We start from the raw sequence: 26468 nt of genomic DNA on the forward strand, positions 1-26468 counted from the left end.
AGACATTGACGTTGAAGGACGGCACGCGGCTCGATGCGGATGTCTATCGCCCGGCGGCGCCAGGGCCATACCCGGTCCTGCTCCAGCGTCAAGCCTACAGCCGGCGCATTGCATGCAGCATCTGCTACGCTCACCCGGCCTGGTACGCCTCGCATGGCTATATCGTCGTGGTGCAGGATGTCAGGGGGCGCGGCACGTCAGAGGGGACATTCCGCCCCGGTGAAACCGAAGTCGAGGACGGCGCAGAGGCGGTCGAATGGGCGGCCCGCCTCGACGGGGCGAATGGCGACGTCGGAATGTACGGCTTTTCCTATCAAGCCTACAACCAACTGCTGGCGGCCGCGGGAGACTGCCCGTCCCTGAAAGCCCTGGCGCCGGCGATGGGTCCGTGGAATCCCGCGCATTGGGCCTATGAGAACGGCGCCTTGCAAATGAAGCACATGATCGGCTGGGGCATCCAGATTACGGCCGAAGCCGCACGGCGCGCGGGCGACGACGCGGCCTTCAGCGCGCTGCAAGCGGCGGGAAGCAACTTGCCGCTTAGCGGGCCAATCGCAGCAATGCCACAGCTGCTTCAGAAGTATCGGCACTATTCGCACGTCATGGACTGGCTCGAGACGCCGCCCGATTCACCGTATTGGGACAGCATCTCGCCGGTAACATATGTCGAGGCCATTCGCGCCCGCCGACTTCCAATGCTGTTCGTCGGCGGGTGGTTCGACCCTTTCCTTCCGGCCACGATCGAATCTTTCCGGGCCCTTGCAAGCAGCAACGAGAAAACGCGGCTCATTGTCGGCCCCTGGATCCATTTCCCGTGGACCCGCAAGGTGGGCGCGGTCGACTTTGGTCCGGACGCGCAACGCAACGTCGACGTCGATCACATCCGGTTCTTTGACCACGTTCTCAAGGGTATACCAAATGAAGCGGAACGCCATAGGACCAAGCTGTTCGACATGGGGCTGAAGGCATGGCGACAGCACCAGGCTCGGCCTGATGACACGTGGGCGCTCTTTCTGGGCGGGACGGGTCGAGCAGCCATGGACGTTGAGGACGGCACTCTCGGTCCTCGGTCGAACCCGGAGGACGACGTCGAGCATATCGTGCATGATCCCTGGCGGCCCGCACCGACGGTCGGAGGCTACTATGGCGTTCCGGCGGGGCCGGTCGATCGCCGGGTCGCCGATGAACGCGGCGATGTTCTGACTTTCACAACAAACGCTCTTGAAGACGCGATCGAGGTGGTCGGCGAACCCGAGGTCGAGCTCGAAGTGAGTTGCGACCGTCCGAGCTTTGATCTCTGCTGCGTCCTTTCACTCGTCACTTCTGACGGAAGGGTACTTCAGATCTCGAGCGGATATGCGCATTATCGTGTCGCGACCGCCGGTCGATACAAACTGAAGCTAACCACGACGTGCACGACGTCCAGGAGGGGTGATCGGTTGCGTCTCTCCGTCGCGGGCGCGGACTACCCGGCGTACCCCGTGAATCCGGGCACGGGCGAAGATCCGGTGAGCACCCCGAAGACACATGCTGTCGTGACCACAATTGCCGTCCATCATGGCCCATCGCGGCGATCGCTTCTACGCCTGCCTGTTGGGGGCGACGTCGAAATCGATTCCGATGGATTCCAGTTGCTTGTTTCTTGAGGACTCTCGGCGCTTCAGCAACTCAGTGGGACCCATCGAAGGCTCTCCCTTGCATTGGACTGATCAAGCCGGGGTGTGCTCGCTTGGACAAGCATGCAGCCGCTTTTGGGAAGGGTTCGGGGACGAAAGGCATCGCTCGAATGTTGACCGTACACCAGCCGAAACAATTCCCCGACGCTGGCATCTCACGGCACAAAATCGCACGAAATCGTAGTTTGGCGCAGAAGATCATACAAATGGCGGAGAGAATGTCAGTCAATCTCCATTGAACAATAAAGCATTTTCGACCTTCCGGGGCCAAAACCCACCATTTGAGCTACGGCCAGAAAATGGGTTTTTCGCCTACCGAGCAGGCTCAAATCCTGGACTCGCAACCACCGATACCGACATTCGGTGATGGTCGCCATTTGAGACAGCAGCCACATTGTATTCAGCTTGGAGGTCAGGAAATCTTGTAGTGTTTTCAAACGTCATTCTGACATTTTCGGCGTTTTTGGCCCATTGAGATCGTTGCGGAATTTCTCGTTGTCAGAATGACGGTTTGTCGGTTTCGTCGACGGAAATGGGCCACCTCTATTGCCGACCCGCCCAGTCTACGATTGCGCCCGCCTCGACGGGCACTTTGGCCTTCCAAGCCGCAATCGGAGCAGCCGCCCCCCGCTTCAGAGCGGCGATAACGGTAGCGGGCGCCGGCTCCGCGATGCTGACACCATTTGCGCGCATTCGCGCGTAGTTCTCGGCAGTGCGGCTTGCCAAGAGCTCAAACTGACTCTTTTCCGTCTCCGCGGCAGCCTGAGCGACCTGATCTTGAATTTCTTTCGGGAGAGATTCGAATGTGTCAGTCCTTACGAACGCGAGTGAAATCGGAATCGCATAATTGATCGGCGTGAAGTACGGCAGATAGTCCCAGAGTTTTCGTCCTGCCCCGCCATCGCCGGACGTAAGGATGGCATTCAGCTTGTGCTCCCTTACCTTCGCGATCGCATCGTTGAAGGGCAAGTATTCGGCCGTCGCACCCACTGCGCGCATCACCTCTGCCGAATTATAGTCGTACGTCCTTATGGCCAATGTAGGCAGGTCGTCAGCGCTGCCGAGTGGCCGATCCGACCACACACCCGTCGAGGGCCAAATGGTCATGTAGAGAAGCTTGAGGCCACGCGCCTCCAGCGCCTTCTCATACAGCGGGCGGGCCCTGGCGTTCACAGCCCTCGCCGCGTCGATGGATTGCACGACGAACGGCAGCGATGCTAGCCCGAATATGGCATCGGACGCCTCAAGCGGGCCGGCAAATGCATCGGCGCCTGCAATCCGTCGTTCCTGCGCGGCTCGCAGCATCTCGCCGGAGCTGATCCTGAGTTCATTATCGAAGGCGTTCACCGTCGTCACGAAGCCGTTCGTGCGTTCAAAGACAAGCTTGGCGAAGGTAGCAAGCCCAACTCCGGAAATATTGCTTTGCGGGTACTCGGTGGCCATCTGCCATCTCACCGGCTCGGATATGACCTGGTGCGAGCTCGCTTGCTGCGAAATTGTTTGGGCTGCCGCGGGGGCTGCAAGGAACGGCAAAGCGGCGGCGGCGGCGCGGGCCATCATGACACTCCGGCGGACCAGGGGATTGAGGAACGGCAGCTTTCCGAGAATCTTTGAGATCAGCATCGGAACTACTTCTCCGTGTTGCACCAGTCGTAGATGCTCAGGGCCAGGACCTTGATCGAGGTGTGGTAGTCGTCGATTGAAACGTATTCGTTGTCGGAGTGCATCACGGCCGTCGAGCCGGGGCCGAAGATCACGGTTGGTGTCGCCGCGTACTTGTTCAGGAATCGCGTGTCGGCAGCGCCTTGACGGCCACTCAATTCGGGCTCGCGCCCGACGATCTCACGGTAGTTCCGCTGCAATGTCTGAACGATGCCATGGTCCGATGGGATCTCCGAGGCTTCAGCGTCGTAGCCGACGAAACGAACCTTTGGCGGGTGATCCTTCATCCAGGGATCTTTGGCGGCCGCGGCGGCGACCTGCTCGACAAGGCTGCGCTTGACACCTTCGTGGTCTTCGCCGGGCACCGTTCCGATGCTGCCCTTCAGCAGACAGTTGGTCGGGAAGGCGCTCGGGTAATTTCCGGCCGAGAAACTTCCGATCATGCAGGGAAGCGAATCCAATGCGTTCGGATAGAGCGGGTGCTTCACTGTCGCAACGCGCCGGTCTTCCAATTCTTGGACGGCTTGCGCGATCTTATTACCGAGGCTGATCCCGCTCACGCCCTGGTATCGCTTCTGAATGCCCGCGGGCTTGCCGAGGATCTCGATCTCGAACCAGATCCGTCCGATGCAAGCGGGTTGAATCGCCAGATCGCTGGTCTCGCCTGAAATACCAGCGTCGGCGCTATAGCCCCTGATGACAGTGTCCAGCGTCCCGTGACCGCTCACCTCCTCATCGATCACGATGTTGATCAGGACGTCACCCTTCAACCTGACTCCCGCCGCTCCAAGCGCTTGCACAGCCATGATGTGGCTCGCCACGCCGCTCTTCATGTCGGCGGTCCCTCGACCGTATATGCGGCCGTCCCTGACGGAGGCGGACCACGGATTCTCGTCCCATCCTTCTCCGGCTCCTACCGGGATGACGTCGGTGTGCCCGTTCAGGAGGAGAGACTTGCCGCCGCCGCTGCCGGCAAGCCGCGCCACGATGTTCGGGCGCCCCTCATAACCCCGTTCGACAGGACGATAACCGGGATGCTTCTTCAGTTCGTTCCAGTCCGTCTCCCAGATATCGACGTCGAGACCCATGCGGCTCAGCACCTCGTTTAGATAGCGCTGGATCCTTCCCTCGTCGCCTGTAACGCTGGGAATCGCCACCATATCTCGCAAGAGCGTGATTGCCTTGTCGCTGTTGGCGTCGACCGCCGACAAAATTTTGGCTCGCTCACCATTTTTGTTCATCTTGGAAACTCCAGTTCGGACCGTATTCGAGGCTTATGATTGTCAATAAATCTGATCAATTGTCGGCTTGGAGCACTTTGCCTTTGGTTTCCGGCAGAGCGAGCGCCGCCAGAAAGAAGATTCCATACGCGGCGGAGGCGAATACCGCGATTGCGGCCGACAGCGGCATCGATGACGAAACGGCACCGACAATCGCTGGGAAAAGCGCTCCGACGCCGCGGCCGAAATTGTAGCAAAATCCTTGCCCCGATCCGCGCAGCCGCGTCGGGAACAACTCCGTCACGCGCCCATTCCAGAAAAATAGCCCGAGCCGAAGAAGCCCAGCGGAAAGCCGAGGAGCCAAAGAATGTCGTCGGGCAGCGGCGCCTGCGTGTACGTAACAATCACCGCGATCGCACCCATGGAGAAGATGATGAACAGAGGCCTGCGTCCCAACCGGTCGGCAAGCCAAGCGCCGACCAGATATCCAGCAAAGGAGCCGATGATGAGTGTGGCGAGGTAACTGGTGGATCCAACAATGGAGAGGTGCCGCTCCGTTGTCAGAACTCGAGGAAGCCAGGTAGTGATGGCGTAGTAGCCGCCCTGACAGCCGGCACAAAGGAGCGAGGCGAGAACTGTTGTTTTGAGAAGCCCGCCTCGAAAGATGTCGAGTGCGCCGGTCGTCTCGCCGACTTCCGCAGATTTGCCGCGCGCCTGAACCGCGACTTCCGGTTCCTGCACATTGCGGCGCAGATAGAGAACGAACAAGGCGGGAAGTGCACCAAGTGCGAACATGCAGCGCCATGCCTGGTCCGGCGGAAGCGCAGTGAACAGGATCGCCTGGGCAAGGACAGCGGCTCCCCAACCAATCGCCCAGCCTGATTGAACCGATCCGACGGCACGACCCCGGTATTGGGCTCGGACCGTCTCCCCCATCAAGACCGCGCCAGCCGCCCATTCGCCGCCAAAGCCAAATCCGAGCAGGGCGCGAGCGACCAGCAGTTGTTCAAAATTTTGAGCAAAAGCACAAAGGAGCGAAAAAAATGAAAACCACAGAATGGTCAATTGCAGCGTTTTGACACGCCCGATGCGATCGGCAAGGGAGCCGGCGAACCAACCGCCAACCGCCGACGCCAGCAATGTCACCGTTACAGCAAGACCCGCGGCTCCCGGCGAAACCTGCCAAGTCGCAATGATCGTCCCGGCGACCAGCGGATAGATCATGAAGTCGAGCCCGTCCAAGGCCCATCCCGTCCAGCACCCCCAAAAGGTCCGGCGCTCCCGTGTTGTCATGTCCTTGTAGAAGGCGAGAAGACCTGAATTCGTATCGACGGAAATCGAGGTCGGCGTGACCGAACCTCTGGTGGACAGCTGTGTCACGATGCTCTCCCATTCTGTCGCATTTACTGCTTAGGCCTCGTCGGTCTTTGCCATCGGACTTCCGAAGAGTCGGGGCAATCGCTAAGCGACGCTGCCGTTTCGATCCGACAGGTGATTGAATATTGCAAGACGGGTGCAATTTGTGCTCTTTCTTCGGGCCAAGGGCGCAAAGAATTCTCGCAGAGAGCATCGATCATGGCGAAACCGGCGTTGGACGCAGCAGACAAGCGAATCCTGCGACAGCGTAACAACGTCAGGCCACATCGTGAGATTGCTGACGAGGTTGGACTCTCCGTTGCGGCGGTCGCTCGAAGAATTCAGCGGCTGCGCGAGACAAAGATCGTCACTGCCGATGTCAGCATCGTCGACCAAAGTGCTGTCGGACGACCGCTGACCCTTATTGTCGAGGTGGCCAGCGAAAATGAGCGCCTGGATCTTCTCGATGACATGCGGAAACGCTTCGCCGAATGTCCGCAGGTACAGCAGTGTTACTACGTGACGGGAGAGGTCGATTTTGTGCTGATTTTCAATGTTCGGGACATGGACGAATATAACGCCCTCACCCGCGAGCTCTTCTTCGATGCTGGTAACGTCAAGAGCTTCCGAACTTTCGTTTCGATGCGCCGTGTCAAAACCGGCAGCGTTGTGTTGCTCGGCGAACAGGAATATCCGTGAGGGAGTTCGTCTGCGAGAAATCCTTGCAGAGAACTCCCAATTTGCAAAAAACGCGCGAATGACGCCTTAAAAACGGGCGCAATGCGCGAACGGGATGGAATAGAATGCCAGGATACCCACCAGGCCTTGGACTGCCAAGCCTCAATCCACCGGGACATCCCTTGAAGCTGATCCGAAACGAACATCCGCAGCATAACACAAGTCTTGACGCCGCGGATGCCGACACGTTGAGTATCGCAGCAGCCCATCAAGTCGAAAACTTCCTCGTGCGCCGCACGAACTACGAGCCGACTCCACTCCATCGATTGAATAATCTCGCCGTTGAGTTGGGTGTCGGCGATATCTTGATCAAAGATGAAGGCCTCCGTCTTGGGCTTGGCAGCTTCAAAGCTCTGGGGGGCTCCTATGCGGTGATACGTCTTGTTCTCGAAGCGGCCTCTCGATGTCTGGGGCGACCGGTCGGCATCAACGAACTGAACAGTACTGACGTACGAGAGACTGCCAATCGAATGACCGTCGCCTGCGCGACCGACGGCAATCACGGCCGATCGGTTGCGCACGGAGCTCAACTCGCCGGAACCAAAGCCGTGATCTTTGTCCATTCCGGGGTCAGCGCTGAGCGTGTCGCTGCCATCGCCGGCTATGGCGCGGAGATCATCCGCGTCGATGGAAACTATGATGACTCGGTTTCTGAAGCGTCACGCATATGCTCAGAGCGCGATTGGATCGTGGTTTCCGATACATCCTGGCCTGGCTATGAACGGATTCCCGGCCTCGTCATGCAGGGCTACACCGCCATCATAAGCGAGGCATTGCGTCAGATGCCCGATCCTCCGACACATCTCTTCATTCAGGCGGGCGTCGGGGGCGTCGCGGCCGCTTTGGCGGGCCATTTTGCCATCGTCCTCGGCAAAGAGCGTCCGACGGTCGTGGTGGTGGAGCCTGACCGCGCCGCATGCGTCTACGAAACGGCGCGAGCAGGTCACCCCGTAAAGATCGACCAACGTGAGCCGACGGTAATGGCCATGCTCGAGTGCTACGAGCCATCGCTCGTCGCTTGGCGCATTCTGACCCGAGTTGCCGATGCATTCATGACCATCGAGGAGAGTGATGCCATCGATGTGATGAAGCGTCTCGCATACCCAGCATTCGGGGATCCGCCAATCGTTGCCGGCGAGAGTGGTGGCGTCGGTCTTGCTGGCCTGATTCGTATTGCCCGGAACAACGAAGCAAGAGCGAAGATCGGACTAAGCGGCAATTCGCGGATCTTCGTTATCAATACTGAAGGCGCGACGGATCGCGAACTCTATTTACGCCTGACCGGCCTTGCGCCAGATCACGTCGGAAAAGTTGCCTAGAAATGTCAGGATCGCGTCACGGTCCGACGACAAACATCAAAGTTTTCATGGCCGTCGACTTCTCACATTCGATCCATCGGCAGATTTTATGATGCGCCGCGTTGCCACGCGAAAGCTTTCCACTGCGTAAATCTTCGCAAGCCTTATGTTCGACCTGTCCTATTTTTACGCCATCGTCGCCGATTTCCGCATGCGCGTTCAGTACCTCTTCTCCAAACCAAGATATTTGGTTTTGATGCGCTCGCACCTCAGTCGGCCTGAGCGGTGCGGGGAACACGACAGCTAGCGCAACCACCGATACCGACATTCGGTCCAAGTTGCGATTTGATCCCTGCGTCCCGAACGCAGTGAGTATCTTCTAAGCTATTGATATTTCTTGATGCCGCGGTCGTTTCCGTCCCGTTTTGTTCACGGTCGTTTCACCTAATTCGTTGCGGTTTCGTTGCGGCGTTCCTGAAGAAGAACGGCTCAGCGAGGCAGAGATAATCTTAGGGGCGCATGATGGGGCTGGAGCGAAATTCACTGACCAAGCGCCGAAGACAAGCGGTCCCGCGCCGCGTGTTAGACTGTCACACTCCGCTGCGATCTGTCGGGGGTTCGAGTCAGTAGACCGCTACAGCCTAAAACCCACTAGTGTGGAGGCGCTGTTCTCTTACTGGAGGGCAGCTTAACTCCCGACCTCGCGCCTTGATAGCCCGCCAGAAGCCGCCGTTCTTACCCGGTCCACGCACGCCCGTGTGTCGACCTAAAATTCACGGTTCCGACGGAGCGACTGATTTAGAGGCGTGTGATTTCGTAGGAAAATCAAGGTCATCCCGACAAACGGATCACTCAACCTGCATTGAACCCGCAATAGATTTCTTTTCTGTCGAAATAAATTGTCCCGGACAGAAAGGGCTGTAACCTCGCAATGTCGCCATCTCGGAGCATGCGAACAGCGGCGATTCATGCGCGATCCACTTGGCCTAGGCAAAGTTCAAACCCTGAGGCGCTGCCAGCGGTATCGACACCCAGTTCACGTTGCGATTTAACGGGGGCCCTTCGTCCTTGGTCGCCTCACGATCGCGTTCCCGACGTCGACCAGGAAGTTCGTTGAATAGGCAAAGAAGCCCCCGGCCCCGTCCACGGGCGGCGCCATTTCTGACGACACTCACCTGGCAGCAATCCCCCTGCAATGGGATCAATCGCTCTGGGGCAGCGCCGCGCGCGCTCACTATCATCAATGTATCGCCGCCAGCAACGGCAGGAGAGACAATGATGGCCTGGAAAAGCCTCGTCAGCCAATCTGCAACACTCGCATCACGGCCGAGAGTCCTTCGAACCACCTTTATGTGCGCGCTTTCAGCCACTGTTCGTTTCACCTCGACGGCGGACGGATCGACGATTCCGGTGCAACCGGCTCACATACACCATCACTTGGTTTCAACCATAACCGGGGACGGGGCGCCGATCTTCTGCAGGCGGTGGAGGCCGATGCCGGCCCAGCGGATTGTCTTTCAAAGCCCGAGAGGCTGCCGCGCGTGGCCGCTTCGGCAAGACGCCGGAGGATCGCAATGACCCGGTCCCCAGTCGTCAGGCCTGCGTCGATCGTCGACGCCATGAAAGCGATAGCCGGTGCTTCGCCAAAGGCACGCGCGAGCTTTGCCAGCGGCCGCTGTGTCCGGGGGACCTACATCCCCTCGGATCGAGCCGACGAGGTCACAAAGTCCCGGAGTTTCACAAGACCATCACGCGTGCTGGCGCGCTTCTCGGTGGACGGCGCTCCCCGTGGACCAGAGGCCAATCTCATGCTGCGCGGCTTCAGCTTCAGACTGGGCGACGCCGAGCATTGCTCCGACATCCTCACTCAGAGCGCTCCGGTTCATTATGCGAGGACGCTCGATCAGACGCTGGCGTATCTCGCCGCGCGCATGCCCGCACCCGACGGAAGGCCTCATCCGGAGAAACTCAAGGCGTTCTCCACCGCCAATCCCGAGTCGTCGCATCAGGCAAGGTATGTGGCCGCCCATCCGCTTCCCGCGAGCTTTGCCGATACCACCTACTGGGCCGTCCACGCCTTTCCCGCAACAAATCGGAGTGACGAGACACAGTTCATCAAGTTCAAGGTCGTCCCGGTGGGCAACCAGGCTGCCCCGACGGAAGACGCCAAAACGAAGCCCGGAGACTTCCTGCACGACGATCTGGAAAGCCGGATCGCAGCACGCGATATCCGGTTCAGCCTGATGGCGGTCCTCGGCCGTCCCGGGGACCCCATATTGGATGTCACGATCCGATGGCCGGACGAGGATCGCCGGGACACGGTGCGCCTCGGAACAATCGTGATCACCGCAATCGAAGCGCGCGATGCATACGTCTTCGATCCGGCGGCCCTCGCCGAAGGCATCGGGTATCCCCCCGACGAGATCTTTGCGGTCCGCCGCGCCGCCTACCAGATCTCACGGGCGCGGCGCCGCTGATCGCATGATCAGCTTTCGCTTTCCCTGGCGACCTGCACTTCACGGCGCCATGCCCCGGGGCTGGCGCCGACTTGCGCCGAAAACACCCGCGTGAAGTGGCTTTGATTGGCAAATCCGGCCGAGATCGCAATTTCGGACAGCGACAGGTCTCGCGCGGCCATCAACTGCTTGGCCGCGTTCACACGCTGGCGCAGCAGCCATTGGTGCGGCGGCAGGCCGGTCGAGATTCGAAACGCGCGCGAAAAATGACTGACGGAGAGGCCAAACTCGGCCGCGATTAGTTGCAATGAAAGCGTCCCGCCGAGGTCGGAGTCGAGCCGTTCGCAGGCGCGCTTCACCTGCCATGGGGCAAGACCGCCGCGAGCCAGCGCACGGATGGTTCGCAGCCCACCATAGGTTTGCGCGACATGCGCGGTAAATGCGAGCATCGTGTAATCGATGAAGAGCTGGTTGGTCTCATCTGGCCGGCGCAAAGCTTGCAGGATCCCCCCACCGATATGACGGATGACGGGGTCGTCATGACCGGCACCGAGTTGAGCGGGGAGTTCACCCACGCGCGGTGCGTTGGACTGCTCAGCGATAGAGTCGAGCGCCGTGCGCGGAAGATAGAAATGGAGCGCGTGGAATGGCTTGTTGATGATGAAGCGCACATCGTTCTTCATGTCGTACAGATATGTTGCACCCGCACGGATATCGGCCTTGATCGCACGCCTGCCGCGCTCCCAGGTCTCACAATTCGGGTCATCGTAAAGCATCAGGGTGACAACATTGGCATCTTGAAGGCCCATCTCGCCGGAGACGCCTTCAGCGGGCGCATCATCCCGGGTCTCAGTAACGGCTATCTCGGCGTTACGAAGCGAACGCGTGATCAACGAAACCGGTTCTTGCTCCAGATGAAAAAACCGCTTCACGGTCTGACCGTAGAAACCTGACGATTTCATACGCACCACCCCTTTGAGTGGAGTTGCACGGAACGCGTGATCATGATCAACCAAAGGTCACGACCATTGCGATGAGCACGAAGCAGCCGTCCGGGACCGCCCGTGATCACATATCACCTTCGGAGTCGCCACTGCCTCGCGGCGCCATGCCGCGGGGCTGGCGCCGACTTGCTCCGAAAACACCTTCGTAAAGTGGCTTTGATTGGCGAAGCCGGCCGATATCGCAATTTCCGACAATGGCAGGTCCCGCACGGTGGTCATCAACTGCTTGGCCGCCTCCACGCGCCGGCGCAGCAGCCATTGGTGCGGCGGCAGGCCGGTCGAGATTCGAAACGAGCGCGAAAAATGACCGACCGAGAGGCCAAACTCGGCCGCGATCAGTTGCAATGAAAGCGTCCCGCCGAGGTCCGAGTCGAGCCGTTCGCAGGCTCGCTTTACCTGCCAAGGCGCAAGACCGCCGCGCGCCGGTCCGGCAATGCTTTGCAGCCCGCCATAGGCCTGGGCGATATGCGCGGTGAACGCGAGCATCATGTGGTCGATGAAAAGCTGGTTGGCCTCGCCCGACCGACTCAGTGCTTCCAACAGCACTGCCCCGATATGACGCATGACCTGGTCGTCGTGGCCGAAGCCGAACTGGCACGCGAGATCACCAATGCGGGGCGCGCGGGATTCCCTCGCGATTTCGTCAAGTGTTGAACGCGGAAGATAGAACTGGAGGGAATGGAACGGCTTGTCGATAATAAATCCCGGATCGCTCCTGAGGTCGTACAGATATGTTGTACCGGCTCTGACATCGACCTTCGTAACGCACTTGCCATGGTCCCAGAGCTCGCAGTCCGGGTAATTGTGAAGCTTAAGACTGACGAGATAGGCCTCGTCCGCCACCGAGCCGGAACGGCATGGCACGGGGTTATCATCTTGGGTTTCGGTGACCGCGAGGTCGATGCCGCGCAGTGAACGCGTGATCAGCGAGGGCGGCGCGTCCCTCAGGCGCAACTGCTGCCTGACCCTCTGTCCGAAGGTGCTTGCCTGAGCCATTTGTTCGGACCATTCGCAGCGTTTGATCGGGGCCGCCCCCTCGCTGCCGCCACCATCTCGCGGCGCATTATCAGGTATCCGGGTGCGGAGGTCTAGGTTGGCGGCGGCGCGAAACGCGATTGTGAGCATCGGCGGCCGTGACTGTCACAAAGCGATTTTGGAAGCGATTTCAATATCAAACCCACCTGACTGCGGACCTTCGCCTCCCTTCACATAAAGGGCGCGCCGGCACGCTTTGAGCAGATTCAGAAAAGGCGCGGCCGTTTTGGGAAAGACCCCGTAGTTCTACGCGCCTAGAACGCCGTGGAGAAACTCGCGACGCCCAACGGTACCGCACAGGGAAACGATGGCTTCACGCCAGCCCACAAGTCACCCCGGCGACGCGAGTGCACATCTCCTCTGAAGGCGCATCTCCATGAGCGAACCGATCTCGCGTGATTCTGCGCATGAAAATCCGTCGGCCGCGTCCAGCGCGAGCCAACGCCAATTGCGGAATGCCGAGCAGCGTTCCGCCGACGCGGAGATGGCGCGCGTCCTCCACACCGAACCGGTCCGCATGGCACTCGACCCCTCCGGGGCCGCGATCGCCCACTGGAAACATGACCCGTTACACGATGTCGTCGAGCCCATGAGCGACCACGTCATCATGGCTTACAATGGCCGGGTGCAGCACGTGGAGCGGCGCTCCGGAAGATCGATTGCGAAGGGAACGTTCCGTCCCGGAGCCGTGATCATTATTCCGGAAGGGTCAAGCTCGCGGTGGGATATTCCGAAACCCGTGGACGTCGTTCAGCTCTATCTGCCGACCACAACGCTCGCGCGCGTGGCCCGCGAAGCCGACACGGCCACTGCGGTCGATCTCCTGGAGCGAACCGGGCATCCCGACCCCGTTACATCCCGATTGCTCCTGAGCGCGACCGACGGGCTGGAGGGCAACTCCGCCCTCGATACGCTGTTCAGGCATCAGCTCATCGACCTGCTCGCGACGCGCCTGCTGGCTACGCACACCGCCTCGCCCACCGCGTTCCAGCCGACCATCGGCGGGCTTTCGCCAAACGTCCTGCTTCGCGCCATCGAACGCTTGCGTTCGGACAGCGACGCCGACGTCTCGCTTGCAGCCCTCGCTTCGGATGCCGGCCTGTCGCGCTCCCACTTCTGTCGCGCCTTCAAGGAAAGTACCGGGCTCTCTCCTCACGCATGGCTGAGGCAATACCGCCTCGAGCAAGCCATGAACATGCTGCGCGACACCGATACATCGATCGTGTCGGTGGCGGCCGAGCTTGGCTATGCCTCGCAGACGGCATTCGCGGCCGCCTTCAGGCGGTTGACCGGAGAAACCCCGACCGATTGGCGACGAGGCGCGCGGTAGCAACGCGAGGATAGCTTCATGAAGAAACCGATCGTGAACGATCCCCTGGAGGCTCTGCTTGGCGCACCCGCTGCGCACCACGACGGGTCGCCGGCCGCCCAGCGGCACGCCGCCGAAGTGGAGATGGCGCGCGTGCTCAAGACCGCGCCGCTGCAGATGGCGTCAGACCGTACCAATGGCGCCATCGCGCATTGGAAGCACGGGGCTCTGCATGACGTGGTCGAGCCGATGACCGACCACGTCATCATGACCTACCCCACGGGCGTTCAGCGTCTGGAGCGGCGCACCGGGAAATCGCTGGCAACTGGAACGGCGCGTCCCGGAGTCGTGACGATCATTCCGGCGGGTTCAAGCGCGAAATGGGATATTCCCGGCCCTGTCGATGTCATCCAGCTCTATCTTCCGCGCACGACACTCGAACGCGTAACCCGCGAAGCCGACGCATTCGCTCCCGGCGATCTCCTGGAACGGACGGGGTATCCCGACGCCATCACATCAAGCCTGCTGATGAGTGCGGCGGATGTGCTGGACGGCAATTCGTCCCTGGATGCCCTGTTCAGACATCAATTGACGGATCTCCTGGCCACGCGTCTCCTGGCTGCGCATACCGGCAGGCCAACGACGTTCGAGCCGGCCATCGGTGGGCTGTCTCTTCATGCTCTGCGTCGCGCGATCGAACGCCTGCGCTCGGGCAGCGATGCTGACGTATCGCTTGCCGCGCTGGCATCGGACGCCGGTCTATCGCGCTTCCACTTCTGCCGCGCCTTCAAGGAGAGCACCGGGCTTTCGCCTCACGCCTGGCTGCGCCAGCAGCGGCTCGAGAGGGCCATGAGCATGCTGCGCGATACCGACGCATCAATCGAGTTGGTGGCCGCAGAGCTTGGTTACGCTTCGCAAACCGCGTTCACGGCGGCGTTCAAGAAACTGACGGGCGACACCCCGAGCGAATGGCGTCGTCGCATGCGTTAACAGCAATCTCTCTGCAACCGCGTCAATCGCGCTGGCGCGGCCGCAGCTCCGATCCCGTAGATTTGCGTTATCGAACATCGACAATGGACGGAGACGAACAATGGCCTGGAAGCACTGTGTCGCCCTCCTTGCAATCGTACCGCGACGGAGGGTCATCGCGACCGCGCTGGTGTACGGACTGTCACTCAGCGTGCGCTTCACTTCGGCAACGGGCGAGGAAGTCGAAATTCCGACCCTGGCCACGACGTCGATCGTCACCAGAGACGGCACCTCCGTCATGCGCGATGGCTGGCCGTTGAGGGCCAGTGAGCCGATCACCCTGCAGCTCGCCCGGTCGATGACCTCGCGCGGCTGTCACGCCTCCTGCGAACGTCCAACGATGCTAACGCCGGACTGCAGCGCTCCGTAAGCGCGCGACAATTTTCGTTTCACGTCTTTCGCGTCGTCACCGATCACGACAAGCCATCCCCGGATGCGGGAGCGGCAACGGTGACGCGCGCGTGGGTTCGAGAAGTCAAACCAGAGGAGTAGTCACATGAGACTTGTCATCATTGGCGCCGGCTTCGCCGGCATGTACGCCGCACTTTCCGCCGCGCGCCTGCGCGACATCCAGGGCGTTTCGCCCGAAGAACTCAAGATCGCGCTGGTATCGCCGGAGCCGACGCTCGTGGTCCGCCCCAGGCTCTACGAATCGAAGCCCGAGACCCTGACGGCGCCTCTCACGGATGTCCTCAAGGCCATCGACGTCGTCTATGTGCAAGGCAGCGCAGAGACGATCGACACCCAGTCCCGCGTGGTGGGAATCGTCGCCGCCAAGGGTGCGAAGAAGAGCCTGTCCTACGATCGGCTTGTCGTGGCCACCGGCAGCCGGCTGGCTCGTCCGAATATCCCGGGCCTTGCCGAACATGGTTTCAGCGTCGATCAGCTCGACGATGCGATTGCCCTCGACCGGCACCTGCATGGCCTGGCCGACCGGCCGGCATTGAACGGGCGGGACACCGTCGTCGTGGCCGGCGGCGGGTTCACCGGCATCGAGGCGGCTACCGAGTTGCCAACGCGGCTTCGCGCCATTTTCGGCAAGGACGTCAAGCCGCGCGTCATCATCGTCGACCGCAACAGCGCGATCGCTCCCGCCATGGGCGAAGGCCCCCGCCCGCTCATCGAGGACGCCCTGCACAAGCGCGGCGTGGAGACCCGGCTCGGTGCCGGTGTCGCCTCGCTCGACAAATCGGGCGTCACGTTGACCTCAGGCGAACACATCGAGACCGAGACCGTGATTTGGGCGGCCGGCATTCGCGCGGCTCCGTTGACTGCACAGGTACCCGCCGAGCGCGACAATTCCGGCCGGCTGCTGGTCGACCGTGATTTGCGCGTGCCGTCGGTACCCGGCGTCTTTGCCACCGGCGATGCCGCCCGCGCCGCCTGCGACGATGACGGCAATTTCGCGCTGATGTCGTGCCAGCACGCCACGCGAATGGGCGCCTTTGCCGGCCACAACGCCGCCGCGGAACTGCTCGGCGTTCCGACCAAACGCTACCACCAGGAGAAATACGTCACCTGCCTCGACCTCGGCGAAGCCGACGCGGTGTTCACCCGCGGCTGGGAGCGCGAGGTGACGATGGCCGGCGACACCGCCAAGAAGACCAAGCAGGAGATCAACACCGTCTGGATATATCCGCCGAAGGCCGAGCGTGCCGCCGCCCTTGCCTCGGCCGATCCGGAGCGTGTCGGCGATGTAAGCGGCTTCTTCTAGACCATCGCGCGAAGCAGGCCGCGCTCCGCGCTGGCTGCGCGGCCTGCCCAAACAAGACCAGCCAGCACCAACCATGTAACAGGAGAGAAACATGAACCTGCACGACCCCTCACACGCCGGTAAACTGGTGCACGATGATTTGGTTCCGTCACGCTACGCGCTGCGGATCGGCGAGATTGACGTGATGGTGGTCAGCGATGGGGTGCTGACGCTGCCAGGCGCAATGTTGGCCCACAACGCTGAACCGGCCGTCCGCGCAGCTTGGCTGAACGACAATTTCCTGCCACCGGACGCTTTCGATTGGGCGCTGAACGTGGTCGTCGTGCGCAGCGGAGGCCGGACCATCCTCGTCGACGCCGGGATGGGCGCGGAGTTCCCCTTGCCACGAGCCGGGCAATTGATCCACCGCCTGGAGGCCGCCGGCATCGATCTCGCATCGGTAACCGACGTGGTGCTCACTCACATGCACATGGACCACGTTGGCGGACTGCTTGTCGACGGGGTGAAGGAGCAACTGCGTCCGGACCTGCAGATCCACGTGGCGGCCGCCGAGGTCAAGTTCTGGGAGTCGCCCGATTTCTCCCGCGTCTCCATGCCGGACGGCTTCCCGGATGCGCTTCGGGCGACGGCCAAACGGTTCGTGAAAGAGTACCGCAGCCAACTACGGCTCTTCGAGGATCAGCACGAAGTGGCGCCGGGCGTGGTCATCCATCGCACCGGCGGTCACACCCCCGGGCACAGCATAGTCCGCCTGGCGTCCGGCGGCGAGCGGCTGACATTCGCCGGAGACCTCGTGTTCGCAGTCGGGTTCGAACACCCCGACTGGCATAACGGCTTCGAACACTACCCCGAGGAGGCGGCCCGCGTTCGTATCGGTCTTTTGCGAGAGCTGGCTGAGACCGGCGGGCTGCTGGTGGCCACTCATATGCCGTTCCCATCCGTCGGCCACGTGGCCGTCGCGGGCGACGCCTTTCGTTGGGTACCGGCCTTCTGGGATTACTGACCGTTTGCCGGGCTAGTGCCGACAAGCGCGCGCAGCAAGCGCTTCATCCGATACGGGCCGTGTTTCCTGCGCCAAAGCGCGGCCCGTTCACCCAAAACCCTTTCGGAGCTCGACCTTGATGAAACACGAGACCGTCCGCGCGAGCGCGTTCGCGATGCCGCTGACGAACCCGGCTTTTCCACCCGGCCCGTATCGCTTCGTCAACCGCGAATACTTCATCATCCAGTACCGGACCGATCCCGAGGCGCTGCGCCGGATCGTGCCGGCACCGCTCGAGCTCACCGAGCCGGTGGTGAATTACGAATTCATCCGCATGCCTGACTCAACCGGCTTCGGCGATTACACCGAAAGCGGTCAGGTCATCCCGGTGTCCTTCCGGGGCGAGACCGGCAGCTTCACGCACCAGATGTTTCTCAACGATCATCCGCCCATCGCCGGCGGACGCGAGCTGTGGGGCTTCCCGAAGAAACTGGCGCAGCCGAAGCTTGCGGTCGAGACCGACACGCTGGTCGGCACCTTGAACTACGGTTCGGTCCGCGTTGCCACCGGTACCATGGGCTACAAACACCGCACGCTCGACGCTGATCTGGAAGCCCGAAAGCTCGCTGGCCCCAACTTCCTGCTCAAGATCATCCCCCATGTCGACGGCACGGCACGCATCTGCGAACTGGTGCGCTACCACCTCGAAGACATCACCGTGAAAGGCGCATGGACCGGGCCCGCCGCGCTGGACCTGTGTTCGCATGCCCTGGCTCCCGTCGCCGAGCTGCCGGTGCTTCAGGTCCTGTCGGCCAAGCACCTCGTTGCCGACCTGACGCTGGGACTTGGCACTGTCGTCCACGACTACCTGGCACCTGGCGCCGCCGTGCGCGGACCCGGGTCCAAAGTTCTGATCGAAGCGAACGTCGGCTGATCGGATCGGCCATCATGCAAGGAGTCCTGGCAATGCTGAACGTGATACGTGAACAGACTAGTCCCGCGCCGCAACAGCAGGGCAACGTGCTGCCCTATGATGTCGTCGCTCTCGTGCTGCAAGGTGGCGGCGCGCTCGGGGCCTATCAGGCCGGAGTCTATGAGGGCCTGCATGAGGCTGGCATCCGGCCGAACTGGCTGGCCGGCATTTCGATCGGCGCGCTCAACGCCGCCATCATCGCGGGCTCGCCTGAAGGCGAGCGGGTACAGCGGCTGCGCGAATTCTGGGAGACCATCTGCGCCTTTTCGATCGAGTGGCCCGCCGGCGAAGGGCTCGCCAACGCCTTGCCCTTTGCGTTCGACATCGGCTCGGTGCGCAACGCGATGGCGGCGACGCGGGCCCTGGTGCAGGGCCAGCCCGGCTTCTTCAAGCCACGTTTCCCCTCACCGCTCTGGTCCCCGTTCTCGGGCGATGCGGCGACGAGCTTCTACGATACGGCGCCGTTGCAACAGACGCTGGAGCGACTCGTCGACTTCGACCGATTGAACTCGGGCGAGATGCACGTCAGCGTCGGCGCAGTCAACGTCCGCACCGGCAACCTGACCTATTTCGACACTGCCGAACGTCGTCTGGGACCGAAGCATTTCATGGCGTCAGGCGCCCTGCCGCCGGGATTCCCCGCGGTCGAAATTGAAGGCGAGCACTATTGGGATGGCGGCGTCGTCTCCAACACGCCCCTTTCCCGCGTGCTGTCCGGCGAGCCGCGCGACACGCTGACGTTCCAGGTCGATCTCTGGTCGGCGATGGGTCGCGTTCCCCACGACATGATGGAGGTGTCGAGCCGGCAGAAGGACATTCAATATTCCAGCCGGACGCGCGCCATTACGGACCACATGACGCGGATGCAGAAGATGCGTCAGGCATTGCAGCGGACGATGGAGAAATTGCCGGCAAATGCAAAGAACGATCCGGAAATCCGAGCCATTGCCGATCTGGCCCGCCACCGCTCCTACAACATCATCCACCTGATCTACCAGTCCAAGATCTACGAGGGCCACTCCAGGGACTACGAGTTCGGGTTGAGCGCGATGCGTACGCATTGGCAGAGCGGGCTGGATGACATCCGCCGCACGCTGGCCGAGCCACGGCGTCTCGATCGGCCGGCACCTGAGCTCGGCATGGTCACCCACGATGTTCATCGCCGCGATTGAGCTTTAGCCCAACCTTCAGGTCCAGGAGAACGCCATGTCGACCCTTTCCTTTGTTTCCGACGAAAAAGCCCAAACCCGGCTTCGTCCGTCCCGGCAGGCGATCCGGCGGGCGGCGCTCGCGTTTGTCGCGGCGCTCGGCGTCGCTGCGGCCGCCGGGTTCGGCCACTACTACCTCACCACCGGCCGCTATCTTGAAACGACCGACGACGGCTATGTCAAAGCCGATTCCACGATCGTCGCGCCCAAGGTTTCGGGTTACATCGGCGAAGTCCTCGTTGCCGACAATGAGCCGGTCAAGGCCGGGCAATTGCTGGCGCGAATCGACGATCGCGATTTCAGGGCCGCGCTCGATCAGGCCCGCGCCGACGTCGCGGCGTCCAATGCAGCGGTGCGTAACCTCAATGCGCAGATCGAATTGCAGGAACCTGTCATCCAGCAGCAGGCTGCTCTGGTCGAGGCCAGCGAAGCCGGGCTGAAGTTCGCGCGGGAAGAACAGACCCGCTACGACGGCTTGATGAAGTCGGGTTCCGGCACCATTCAGCGCGCACAGCAGACCGACGCGGCGCTACGCGAGAAATCCGCTCAGTTGATCGGCGAAAAGTCGGCATTGATCGCCGCCAACAAGCGGATCGAGGTACTCGCCACCGAACGCGCCAAGGCGGCGGCTCAACTCGACCGTGCCCGCGCGGTCGAGCAACAGGCGGCGCTGAACCTGTCCTATACGCAGATCACCGCGCCCGTGGCAGGCACCGTCGGCGCGCGCTCGCTACGCGTGGGCCAGTTCGTGCAGGCCGGCACGCAGTTGATGGCGGTAGTGCCGCTCGATGCCGTGTATGTCGTCGCCAACTTCAAGGAGACCCAGCTCACCCATGTGCGAAACGGTCAGCCGGTCGAACTGACCATCGACGGTTTCCACGGCACCAGGCTGCGGGGCCGTGTCGACAGCCTCTCGCCGGCCAGCGGCCTCGAATTCGCGCTGCTGCCGCCCGACAACGCCACCGGCAACTTCACCAAGATCGTGCAGCGCGTGCCGGTCAAGATCGTGCTCGACGATCACGATCTGAAAGGCCTGCTGCGTCCAGGCATGTCGGCCGAGCCCACCGTCAACACCAAGTCGGCAGCCGTTGCCGCGCGTGACGCGAAAAGGCGCCTTGCCTCGCGCGGCCCGAGCGCCACGGCTGAATGAATCCGGGTCCTGGAGAGTGTCATGAGCACGCTGCAAACCGCTGCCGATGCAAATCCTGCCGGTGAAGGCCGGACAACGGCGGCGCCGGCGGCTCCCGCCGTCTCCGCAAAAACCTGGATCGCGGTGGTCGGCGCCACGCTCGGCGCCTTCATGGCGGTGCTCAACATCCAGATCGTCAACGCCTCACTCGCCGACATCCAGGGCGCGATCGGCGCTGGAACCGACGACGGCGGCTGGATCTCGACCTCGTACCTGATCGCTGAGATCGTGGTAATCCCGCTCTCCGGCTGGCTTGCCCAGGTGTTCTCGATCCGGGTGTATCTCCTCACCAATGCGGTCCTGTTTCTGCTGTTCTCGGCGGCCTGCGCCCTGGCGCAAAACCTGCCGCAGATGATCGTACTGCGCGCCGTGCAGGGCTTTACCGGCGGCGTGCTGATCCCGATGGCATTCACGCTCATCATCACGCTGCTGCCGAAGGCGAAGCAGCCGATCGGGCTCGCGCTGTTTGCGATCTCCGCGACGTTCGCTCCCGCGATCGGGCCCACGATCGGCGGCTATCTCACCGAGAACTGGGGTTGGGAATATATTTTCTACGTCAATCTGGTGCCCGGCACGGTGATGATTGCGATGCTGTGGTTCTCCCTCGAGCCGACGCCGATGAACCTGTCGCTGCTTGGCGAAGGCGACTGGCCGGGCATCGTTACCATGTCGATCGGCCTGTCCGCGCTCCAGACGGTGCTGGAGGAGGGCAACAAGGACGACTGGTTCGGTTCGCCCTTCATCTTCAGAATGTCGGTTATCGCCGCGGTCGCGCTGTCCGCCTTCCTGTGGATCGAATTGACGGCCAAGAAGCCGCTGCTGAATCTGCGGCTGCTGGCCCGCCGCAATTTCGGCTTCGGCATCCTCGCCAACTTCCTGCTCGGCATCGCACTGTACGGCTCGGTATTCATCCTGCCGGTCTATCTGTCGCGTATCCAGGGCTACAACGCCGAACAGATCGGCATGGTGCTGGCATGGACCGGGCTGCCGCAATTGCTGTTCATCCCGCTGGTGCCGCAACTGATGCGGCGTTTCGATGCCCGGATCATCATCGGTGTCGGCTTCGCGCTGTTCGCGGCCTCCAACTTCATGAACATCCATATGACCAATGACTACGCCACCGACCAGTTGTTCTGGCCCAACGTCGTTCGCGCCGTAGGTCAGGCCTTCGTGTTCGCGCCGCTATCGGCGGTCGCTACTGCGGGCATCGAGGCAGAGAATGCCGGCTCGGCCTCGGGCCTGTTCAACATGATGCGCAACCTCGGCGGCGCCGTCGGCATCGCACTGTTGCAGACATTGCTCACCAAGCGCGAGCAGTATCACTCCAACGTGTTGATGCAGTCGGTTTCCATGCTGGAGCAAGCGACGCAGGCGAGGGTCGAGAAGCTGACGCAGTATTTCATCAGCCATGGTGTGATCGACCACACCGACGCGGCGCGCCGTGCCTATGTCGCGATCGGCAGGGTCGTGCAGAAGCAGGCATTCATCCTCGCCTTCAGCGACATGTTCTTCCTGCTCGGTGCCGCCCTGATCGTCGCACTTGCTGCTTCCATGATGCTGAAGAAGCCCGGCCAGCTCGATGCCGGCGGCGCCCACTGATCATCGTTTCAACCCGCATCCCGCACCACAAGGAGCATGACCATGAACTCCCACATGAACTTCGACCAGGCGTCGAACGGAATCCCCATGTTGAAGGATAAAGTAGCGATCGTCACCGGCTCGACCAGCGGCATCGGGCTGGGAATTGCGCGAGAACTGGCCCGGCTCGGCGCCGACCTTGTGTTGAACGGCTTCGGCGACGCGAGCGAGATCGAGGCGATTCGTAAGGGGATCGAAGGCGAACACGGCGTGCGCGCCGTCTATGACGGCGCCGACATGTCGAAATCGGAGGCCGTGCGCGGATTGATCACAGCAGCGATCGAGAAATTCGGTCGCCTCGATATCCTGGTGAACAATGCCGGCATCCAGTTCACTGCCCCGGTTGATGAGTTTCCGACTGCCAAGTGGGATGCAATTTTGGGAATCAATCTGTCGGCGGCGTTCCACGGCATTGCGATAGCGGTGCCTCAGATGAAAAAGCAGCGTTGGGGACGGATCGTCAACATCGCCTCCACCCATGGCCTCGTCGCTTCAACACACAAAGCCGCCTACGTCGCGGCCAAGCACGGGCTGGTCGGCCTGACCAAAGTCGTCGGCCTAGAGACGGCTGGAAGCGGCGTGACCTGCAATGCGGTCTGCCCCGGCTGGGTGCGAACGCCGCTGGTCGAAAAGCAGATCAGCGACATCGCTGCGCAACGCGGCATCAGTCAACAGCAGGCCGTCGAGGAGCTGCTGTCGGAGAAGCAGCCGTCTCTCGATTTCGCCTCCCCGGAACAGCTTGGAGGCACCGTGGCCTTCCTATGTTCACCCGCCGCGGATCAGATCACGGGAACAGCGATCTCGGTCGATGGTGGCTGGACCGCGCAATAGCCGGCAGTGATTCCACGCCGACGGCCACGATCGGAGCCGAAGATGTCTGTGCCCGCTGGAGACTCCCGCGCATTCCCAAGGATGCTGGATTCCGCGGATGATGCAGGGGATTTGTCGCGCCTGGAGGCGCGGCTGCCGTTGTTGCTCAGCATGATCGCCGGAATGGTCGACTCCACCGGCTTCTTCACACTGGGTCATGTGTTTACCGCCCATGTGACCGGCAACATCGTGCTGGCCGCCGGCGTAGCCGTTGAAGGCGGTTCGTTTCACTGGGCGCAATTACTGACTATTCCGGTCTTCATGCTGGCGCTGGCGACTGTCTCGATGATCGCCCAGGCTTCGCAGCGGCACGGTCCAGCCCTGGCGCGACTGTTGCTGCTGGTTCAATTTCTGCTTCTTGCCGCGCTTCTGATTTTCAGCGTCGTCACCAAGGCATCGGCCGATCCGGTTGGATTGCTGGCCGGCACGGCCGCCATGATGGCCGTATCCGCCATGGCGTGTCAGTACGCCCTGCTCCGCCTTGCGGTGCCGGGCGCGATCTCGACGGCGGTAATGACCGGCAATTTAACCAACGCGGCCTTGTCGGCGATGGACCTGCTCGCCGCACGCAACCCCCTGTTGCCGTATGATTCAACGCCGCTGAATCGCTCGCTTCAGCGCCTGCTCGGCTTTGTCTCGGGGTGTGTCGTTGCCGCGGCAGCGGCCGCGGTGATGGCAGACTGGACCTGGTTCCTTCCGGCAGCACTGTCTGCTGTTGCAATTGCGATGCGTTAGCGGCCCGCCGACAGCGGAATTTCGCCAGCGGCCGTTCGGCCGCGCACTCTTGATTCAAGCTCTAGCCCGCGCGGCTTCGAGCACAGGGATCTCGAATGTGTCGTGATGTCGCCCTGACCCGAGCCCCGCTTTTCACGATCGGCCCGCATGGGTCACCCTGGACTCCAGAGTAGGCGCGTCGGGAAGCCAAGCGATTGGCGGCCCCGTACGTATTCCGAGATCGAACGCTACTTGTTGGTCGCGTGGAAACCGCTGCACTCAGTCTCCGTGTTCAAGATCACTCGCCGCCATGTTGCAGCGCGAGTCGCGGAAATTACAATGCAGCAAGGGGCCGTTTCCGCCGCCCGCGCTCGGACAAATTCAAGAAGGGCTCGATATTCCGGGAAACCCGGTGCTCGGCACCAACCGTCCCGAACAGCCGAAGTCCCGGGACCGGGTGCTATCCGATGCGGAGCTAGCCGAGGTTTGGCAGGCATGCGGTGATGACGACTACGGACGTATAGTGCGCTTGCTGCTCCTCACCGCTCCGCGCCGCGATGAGGTCGGCGGAATGCAATGGCCGGAGCTAGATACTGCTGCCGAGCGCTGGACCCTGCCCAGCGTTCGCACTAAGAACCATCGTGAGCACGTACTGCCGCTCGTCCCAGCTGCCTTGGCCCTGCTATCGCCCCGGCGGGATGATCGCGATCGCGTCTTTGGCGATGGTCCTCGCCGAAAAGGCAACAGCGATCGAGGGTTCTCCGGTTGGTCCAAATCGAAAGCCGCGCTTGATGCGCGGATTCTTACAGCGCGGAGGGGAGCACATGAGGATGCTAAGCCTCCGTCCGTTGGACCATGCATGATCTTCGTCACACGGCTGCAACCGTGATGGCGGATCGGTTGGGCATCCTGCCGCATGTGGTAGAGGCGATCTTGAACCACGTGAGCGGCCACCGCGCGGGCGTAGCCGGGGTATATAATCGGGCTCGTTACCAAGTCGAAATGCGAGATGCGCTGGAGCGCTGGGCTCAACATCTAGTTCAGATCCAACGGGGATGATTAAGTAAGCGCCATTGAAACGAGTGGGAGCCAAGATCGCGTTTTTTTGCCCAGAAATGCCAGATCGTCCGATGCAGGTCGCTTCGTGACGCGCCTAGAGCGCATCTGCGAAGGTCGCCTGATCGAAAATGTACGCCGAACAACTTATCGATACGACCGACCTTATCGTCAATCTGAAGGCTCACTATCACGACGGATCGATTCCCCATAAGGGCGTGCCTTGGAGCCAAGCTCTCAAGGGAGTCGGTATTCTGTCGCAAGACCATTTACTGCTCAGATTGCGAAGATCAGCCCCACCGTCCATCATGACTGAAAAGGTCCATCTGCGCATCGTAGGGTATCGAAAGCCAATCGGGCTCAATCATCTGGAATATAGTATAATACTATATTAGAATAGTTAGGTAGCGCCGGTGTCGCCACATCGTAAACAGGGGTCACTATCGCCTGCGGGACCACCTCTGTTGTCAGAGTAGGGGGCGACAACGTGGTGTTGCGTGACTCATCTTATTGAACTTACACAAGGAATTGCGGATTGAAGAGCTCCAAGGTCCAGCGTGTACCAGTCACGGCTGCCCCCCTTCGGCAGCAGGTCGCAAGCAATCTGCGGACCGCGATCATCGACGGTCGCTTTCAGCCGGGTGAGCGGTTGAAGGAAGGCGAACTCTGTTCTTGGACCGGAGTCAGCAGGACAGCTGTGCGCGAAGCACTGCGGCAACTCGAGGCCGAAGGCATCGTCGACAACATCCCCAATCAGGGGCCCGTGGTAGCGCGTGTGTCGCCCGACGAAGCGCGGCAGCACTATGAGGTCAGGGGCATGCTGGAAGGCTTGACCGCAAGGACGGCCGCCGAAAGGATCTCGGAGCCTGAGATCAAGGAACTGCACAGGCTCAAGCGGGACCTGGACCGGGCATTCAAGTCGAGCAGCGTCGCCAAGGTGCTCGAATGCAAGAACCAGCTCGACGAATTCCTGATGAGCGTTTCGGCCAACAATGTCGTCAAGGGCTTTGTGAGCGTCATTCGCGCGCGCCTGAGCTATCTTCGTCCGATCGTCTTGTCACAGCCCGAACGCCTCAAGGAGAACGCGGTCGAGGTCCATGCGATCATTGACGCCATCATCGCGAGGAAGCCGCAGGCGGCGTGGCAGTCCGCCGTCAACCACGTCAATATGGGAGCGAAGGCGACACTAAAGGTGCTGGAGCAGCTCGAAGCGGCCGCCGCACGCAAGGCGGCGCTGGACGCCGAGGCCGCACTTCGAGCGAAACGTCCGCGGGGACGACCGCGACGCGACGCGGCGCCGAACAATCCGGTCGGACGGATGACGGTGTAAGGATCGGCTCG

Annotated in this window: 21 protein-coding genes and 1 pseudogene; 17 read left to right on the top strand and 5 right to left on the bottom strand. The window is 61.5% G+C overall.

What is annotated here, in order from left to right; translation table 11 throughout:
- Window positions 1–11 precede the first annotated feature (11 nt).
- Entirely contained in the window at window positions 12–1646 is a 1635-nt protein-coding gene (locus QCM77_RS27810; protein ID WP_279685713.1) for a CocE/NonD family hydrolase, read from the top strand.
- A 573-nt stretch (window positions 1647–2219) separates the two neighbouring features.
- On the opposite strand, the gene QCM77_RS27815 is transcribed toward QCM77_RS27810, so the two are convergent.
- The 3 genes and pseudogenes from QCM77_RS27815 to QCM77_RS27825 all read right to left on the bottom strand — a co-directional run bounded on the left by QCM77_RS27815 (window position 2220) and on the right by QCM77_RS27825 (window position 5851).
- Window positions 2220–3236, bottom strand: a complete 1017-nt coding sequence (locus QCM77_RS27815) for a TRAP transporter substrate-binding protein (protein ID WP_462804355.1) — start codon at window positions 3234–3236, stop codon at window positions 2220–2222.
- A 68-nt stretch (window positions 3237–3304) separates the two neighbouring features.
- Entirely contained in the window at window positions 3305–4579 is a 1275-nt protein-coding gene (locus QCM77_RS27820) for an ArgE/DapE family deacylase (protein ID WP_279661852.1), read from the bottom strand.
- Window positions 4580–4634: 55 nt separating this feature from the next.
- Window positions 4635–5851 (bottom strand): annotated as a pseudogene (locus tag QCM77_RS27825) (MFS transporter).
- A 282-nt stretch (window positions 5852–6133) separates the two neighbouring features.
- Here QCM77_RS27825 and QCM77_RS27830 point away from each other — a divergent pair.
- From QCM77_RS27830 to QCM77_RS27840, 3 genes are all read left to right on the top strand, one after another.
- Window positions 6134–6613: an Lrp/AsnC family transcriptional regulator gene (locus QCM77_RS27830; RefSeq protein ID WP_279685716.1), complete on the top strand. Its 480-nt coding sequence runs from the start codon at window positions 6134–6136 to the stop codon at window positions 6611–6613.
- 161 nt (window positions 6614–6774) lie between these two features.
- Window positions 6775–7971, top strand: a complete 1197-nt coding sequence (locus tag QCM77_RS27835; protein ID WP_279661850.1) for a diaminopropionate ammonia-lyase — start codon at window positions 6775–6777, stop codon at window positions 7969–7971.
- A 1598-nt stretch (window positions 7972–9569) separates the two neighbouring features.
- The gene (locus tag QCM77_RS27840) at window positions 9570–10427 is read left to right on the top strand and encodes a catalase (protein ID WP_347882397.1); all 858 of its coding nucleotides are present in this window, start codon (window positions 9570–9572) and stop codon (window positions 10425–10427) included.
- Window positions 10428–10435: 8 nt separating this feature from the next.
- Here QCM77_RS27840 and QCM77_RS27845 read toward each other — a convergent pair whose 3' ends face one another.
- Together QCM77_RS27845 and QCM77_RS27850 are read right to left on the bottom strand one after the other, a co-directional pair.
- A complete protein-coding gene (locus tag QCM77_RS27845; protein WP_279685717.1) occupies window positions 10436–11368 on the bottom strand; it encodes a helix-turn-helix domain-containing protein in 933 nt (310 codons plus the stop codon).
- 57 nt (window positions 11369–11425) lie between these two features.
- On the bottom strand, window positions 11426–12406 hold the full coding sequence (locus QCM77_RS27850; RefSeq protein WP_279685759.1) for an AraC family transcriptional regulator: 981 nt from the start codon (window positions 12404–12406) through the stop codon (window positions 11426–11428).
- 415 nt (window positions 12407–12821) lie between these two features.
- On the opposite strand from QCM77_RS27850, the gene QCM77_RS27855 reads away from it, so the two are divergent.
- The 13 genes from QCM77_RS27855 to QCM77_RS27915 all read left to right on the top strand — a co-directional run bounded on the left by QCM77_RS27855 (window position 12822) and on the right by QCM77_RS27915 (window position 26457).
- Window positions 12822–13775, top strand: coding sequence for a helix-turn-helix transcriptional regulator (locus QCM77_RS27855; RefSeq protein WP_279685718.1), 954 nt, complete (start codon window positions 12822–12824; stop codon window positions 13773–13775).
- A gap of 18 nt (window positions 13776–13793) precedes the next feature.
- The gene (locus tag QCM77_RS27860) at window positions 13794–14744 is read left to right on the top strand and encodes a helix-turn-helix domain-containing protein (protein ID WP_279685719.1); all 951 of its coding nucleotides are present in this window, start codon (window positions 13794–13796) and stop codon (window positions 14742–14744) included.
- Between the two features lie 100 nt (window positions 14745–14844).
- Entirely contained in the window at window positions 14845–15153 is a 309-nt protein-coding gene (locus QCM77_RS27865; protein WP_279685721.1) for a hypothetical protein, read from the top strand.
- Window positions 15154–15279: 126 nt separating this feature from the next.
- Window positions 15280–16497: an NAD(P)/FAD-dependent oxidoreductase gene (locus tag QCM77_RS27870; RefSeq protein ID WP_279685722.1), complete on the top strand. Its 1218-nt coding sequence runs from the start codon at window positions 15280–15282 to the stop codon at window positions 16495–16497.
- A 91-nt stretch (window positions 16498–16588) separates the two neighbouring features.
- Complete coding sequence (locus QCM77_RS27875; protein ID WP_279685723.1) at window positions 16589–17500, top strand: MBL fold metallo-hydrolase; 912 nt, start codon at window positions 16589–16591, stop codon at window positions 17498–17500.
- 118 nt (window positions 17501–17618) lie between these two features.
- Window positions 17619–18413 (top strand): acetoacetate decarboxylase, encoded by a 795-nt coding sequence (locus QCM77_RS27880; RefSeq protein WP_279685725.1) that lies wholly within the window; start codon window positions 17619–17621, stop codon window positions 18411–18413.
- 32 nt (window positions 18414–18445) lie between these two features.
- Entirely contained in the window at window positions 18446–19624 is a 1179-nt protein-coding gene (locus QCM77_RS27885; protein WP_279685726.1) for a DUF3734 domain-containing protein, read from the top strand.
- Between the two features lie 34 nt (window positions 19625–19658).
- Window positions 19659–20810: an HlyD family secretion protein gene (locus tag QCM77_RS27890; protein WP_279685727.1), complete on the top strand. Its 1152-nt coding sequence runs from the start codon at window positions 19659–19661 to the stop codon at window positions 20808–20810.
- Between the two features lie 21 nt (window positions 20811–20831).
- On the top strand, window positions 20832–22448 hold the full coding sequence (locus QCM77_RS27895) for an MDR family MFS transporter (RefSeq protein ID WP_279685728.1): 1617 nt from the start codon (window positions 20832–20834) through the stop codon (window positions 22446–22448).
- An 87-nt stretch (window positions 22449–22535) separates the two neighbouring features.
- Window positions 22536–23318: a 3-hydroxybutyrate dehydrogenase gene (locus QCM77_RS27900; protein WP_279685760.1), complete on the top strand. Its 783-nt coding sequence runs from the start codon at window positions 22536–22538 to the stop codon at window positions 23316–23318.
- 81 nt (window positions 23319–23399) lie between these two features.
- Entirely contained in the window at window positions 23400–24092 is a 693-nt protein-coding gene (locus QCM77_RS27905) for a DUF1275 family protein (protein WP_279685729.1), read from the top strand.
- 289 nt (window positions 24093–24381) lie between these two features.
- Entirely contained in the window at window positions 24382–24960 is a 579-nt protein-coding gene (locus QCM77_RS27910; protein WP_279685730.1) for a site-specific integrase, read from the top strand.
- A 702-nt stretch (window positions 24961–25662) separates the two neighbouring features.
- Entirely contained in the window at window positions 25663–26457 is a 795-nt protein-coding gene (locus tag QCM77_RS27915; RefSeq protein ID WP_279685731.1) for a GntR family transcriptional regulator, read from the top strand.
- The last annotated feature ends 11 nt before the right edge of the window (window positions 26458–26468 follow it).

Source organism: Bradyrhizobium nivariense (assembly GCF_029846695.2).
Lineage (GTDB): Bacteria > Pseudomonadota > Alphaproteobacteria > Rhizobiales > Xanthobacteraceae > Bradyrhizobium.

Excerpts from the sequence above, each read along its gene's own strand:
- QCM77_RS27815 (WP_462804355.1), bottom strand. The coding sequence starts at position 3,236 with ATGATGGCCCGCGCCGCCGCCGCCGCTTTGCCGTTCCTTGCAGCCCCC.
- QCM77_RS27820 (WP_279661852.1), bottom strand. The coding sequence starts at position 4,579 with ATGAACAAAAATGGTGAGCGAGCCAAAATTTTGTCGGCGGTCGACGCC.
- QCM77_RS27830 (WP_279685716.1), top strand. The coding sequence starts at position 6,134 with ATGGCGAAACCGGCGTTGGACGCAGCAGACAAGCGAATCCTGCGACAG.
- QCM77_RS27840 (WP_347882397.1), top strand. The coding sequence starts at position 9,570 with ATGAAAGCGATAGCCGGTGCTTCGCCAAAGGCACGCGCGAGCTTTGCC.
- QCM77_RS27845 (WP_279685717.1), bottom strand. The coding sequence starts at position 11,368 with ATGAAATCGTCAGGTTTCTACGGTCAGACCGTGAAGCGGTTTTTTCAT.
- QCM77_RS27850 (WP_279685759.1), bottom strand. The coding sequence starts at position 12,406 with ATGGCTCAGGCAAGCACCTTCGGACAGAGGGTCAGGCAGCAGTTGCGC.
- QCM77_RS27855 (WP_279685718.1), top strand. The coding sequence starts at position 12,822 with ATGAGCGAACCGATCTCGCGTGATTCTGCGCATGAAAATCCGTCGGCC.
- QCM77_RS27860 (WP_279685719.1), top strand. The coding sequence starts at position 13,794 with ATGAAGAAACCGATCGTGAACGATCCCCTGGAGGCTCTGCTTGGCGCA.
- QCM77_RS27865 (WP_279685721.1), top strand. The coding sequence starts at position 14,845 with ATGGCCTGGAAGCACTGTGTCGCCCTCCTTGCAATCGTACCGCGACGG.
- QCM77_RS27870 (WP_279685722.1), top strand. The coding sequence starts at position 15,280 with ATGAGACTTGTCATCATTGGCGCCGGCTTCGCCGGCATGTACGCCGCA.
- QCM77_RS27875 (WP_279685723.1), top strand. The coding sequence starts at position 16,589 with ATGAACCTGCACGACCCCTCACACGCCGGTAAACTGGTGCACGATGAT.
- QCM77_RS27880 (WP_279685725.1), top strand. The coding sequence starts at position 17,619 with ATGAAACACGAGACCGTCCGCGCGAGCGCGTTCGCGATGCCGCTGACG.
- QCM77_RS27885 (WP_279685726.1), top strand. The coding sequence starts at position 18,446 with ATGCTGAACGTGATACGTGAACAGACTAGTCCCGCGCCGCAACAGCAG.
- QCM77_RS27890 (WP_279685727.1), top strand. The coding sequence starts at position 19,659 with ATGTCGACCCTTTCCTTTGTTTCCGACGAAAAAGCCCAAACCCGGCTT.
- QCM77_RS27895 (WP_279685728.1), top strand. The coding sequence starts at position 20,832 with ATGAGCACGCTGCAAACCGCTGCCGATGCAAATCCTGCCGGTGAAGGC.
- QCM77_RS27900 (WP_279685760.1), top strand. The coding sequence starts at position 22,536 with ATGTTGAAGGATAAAGTAGCGATCGTCACCGGCTCGACCAGCGGCATC.
- QCM77_RS27905 (WP_279685729.1), top strand. The coding sequence starts at position 23,400 with ATGCTGGATTCCGCGGATGATGCAGGGGATTTGTCGCGCCTGGAGGCG.
- QCM77_RS27910 (WP_279685730.1), top strand. The coding sequence starts at position 24,382 with ATGTTGCAGCGCGAGTCGCGGAAATTACAATGCAGCAAGGGGCCGTTT.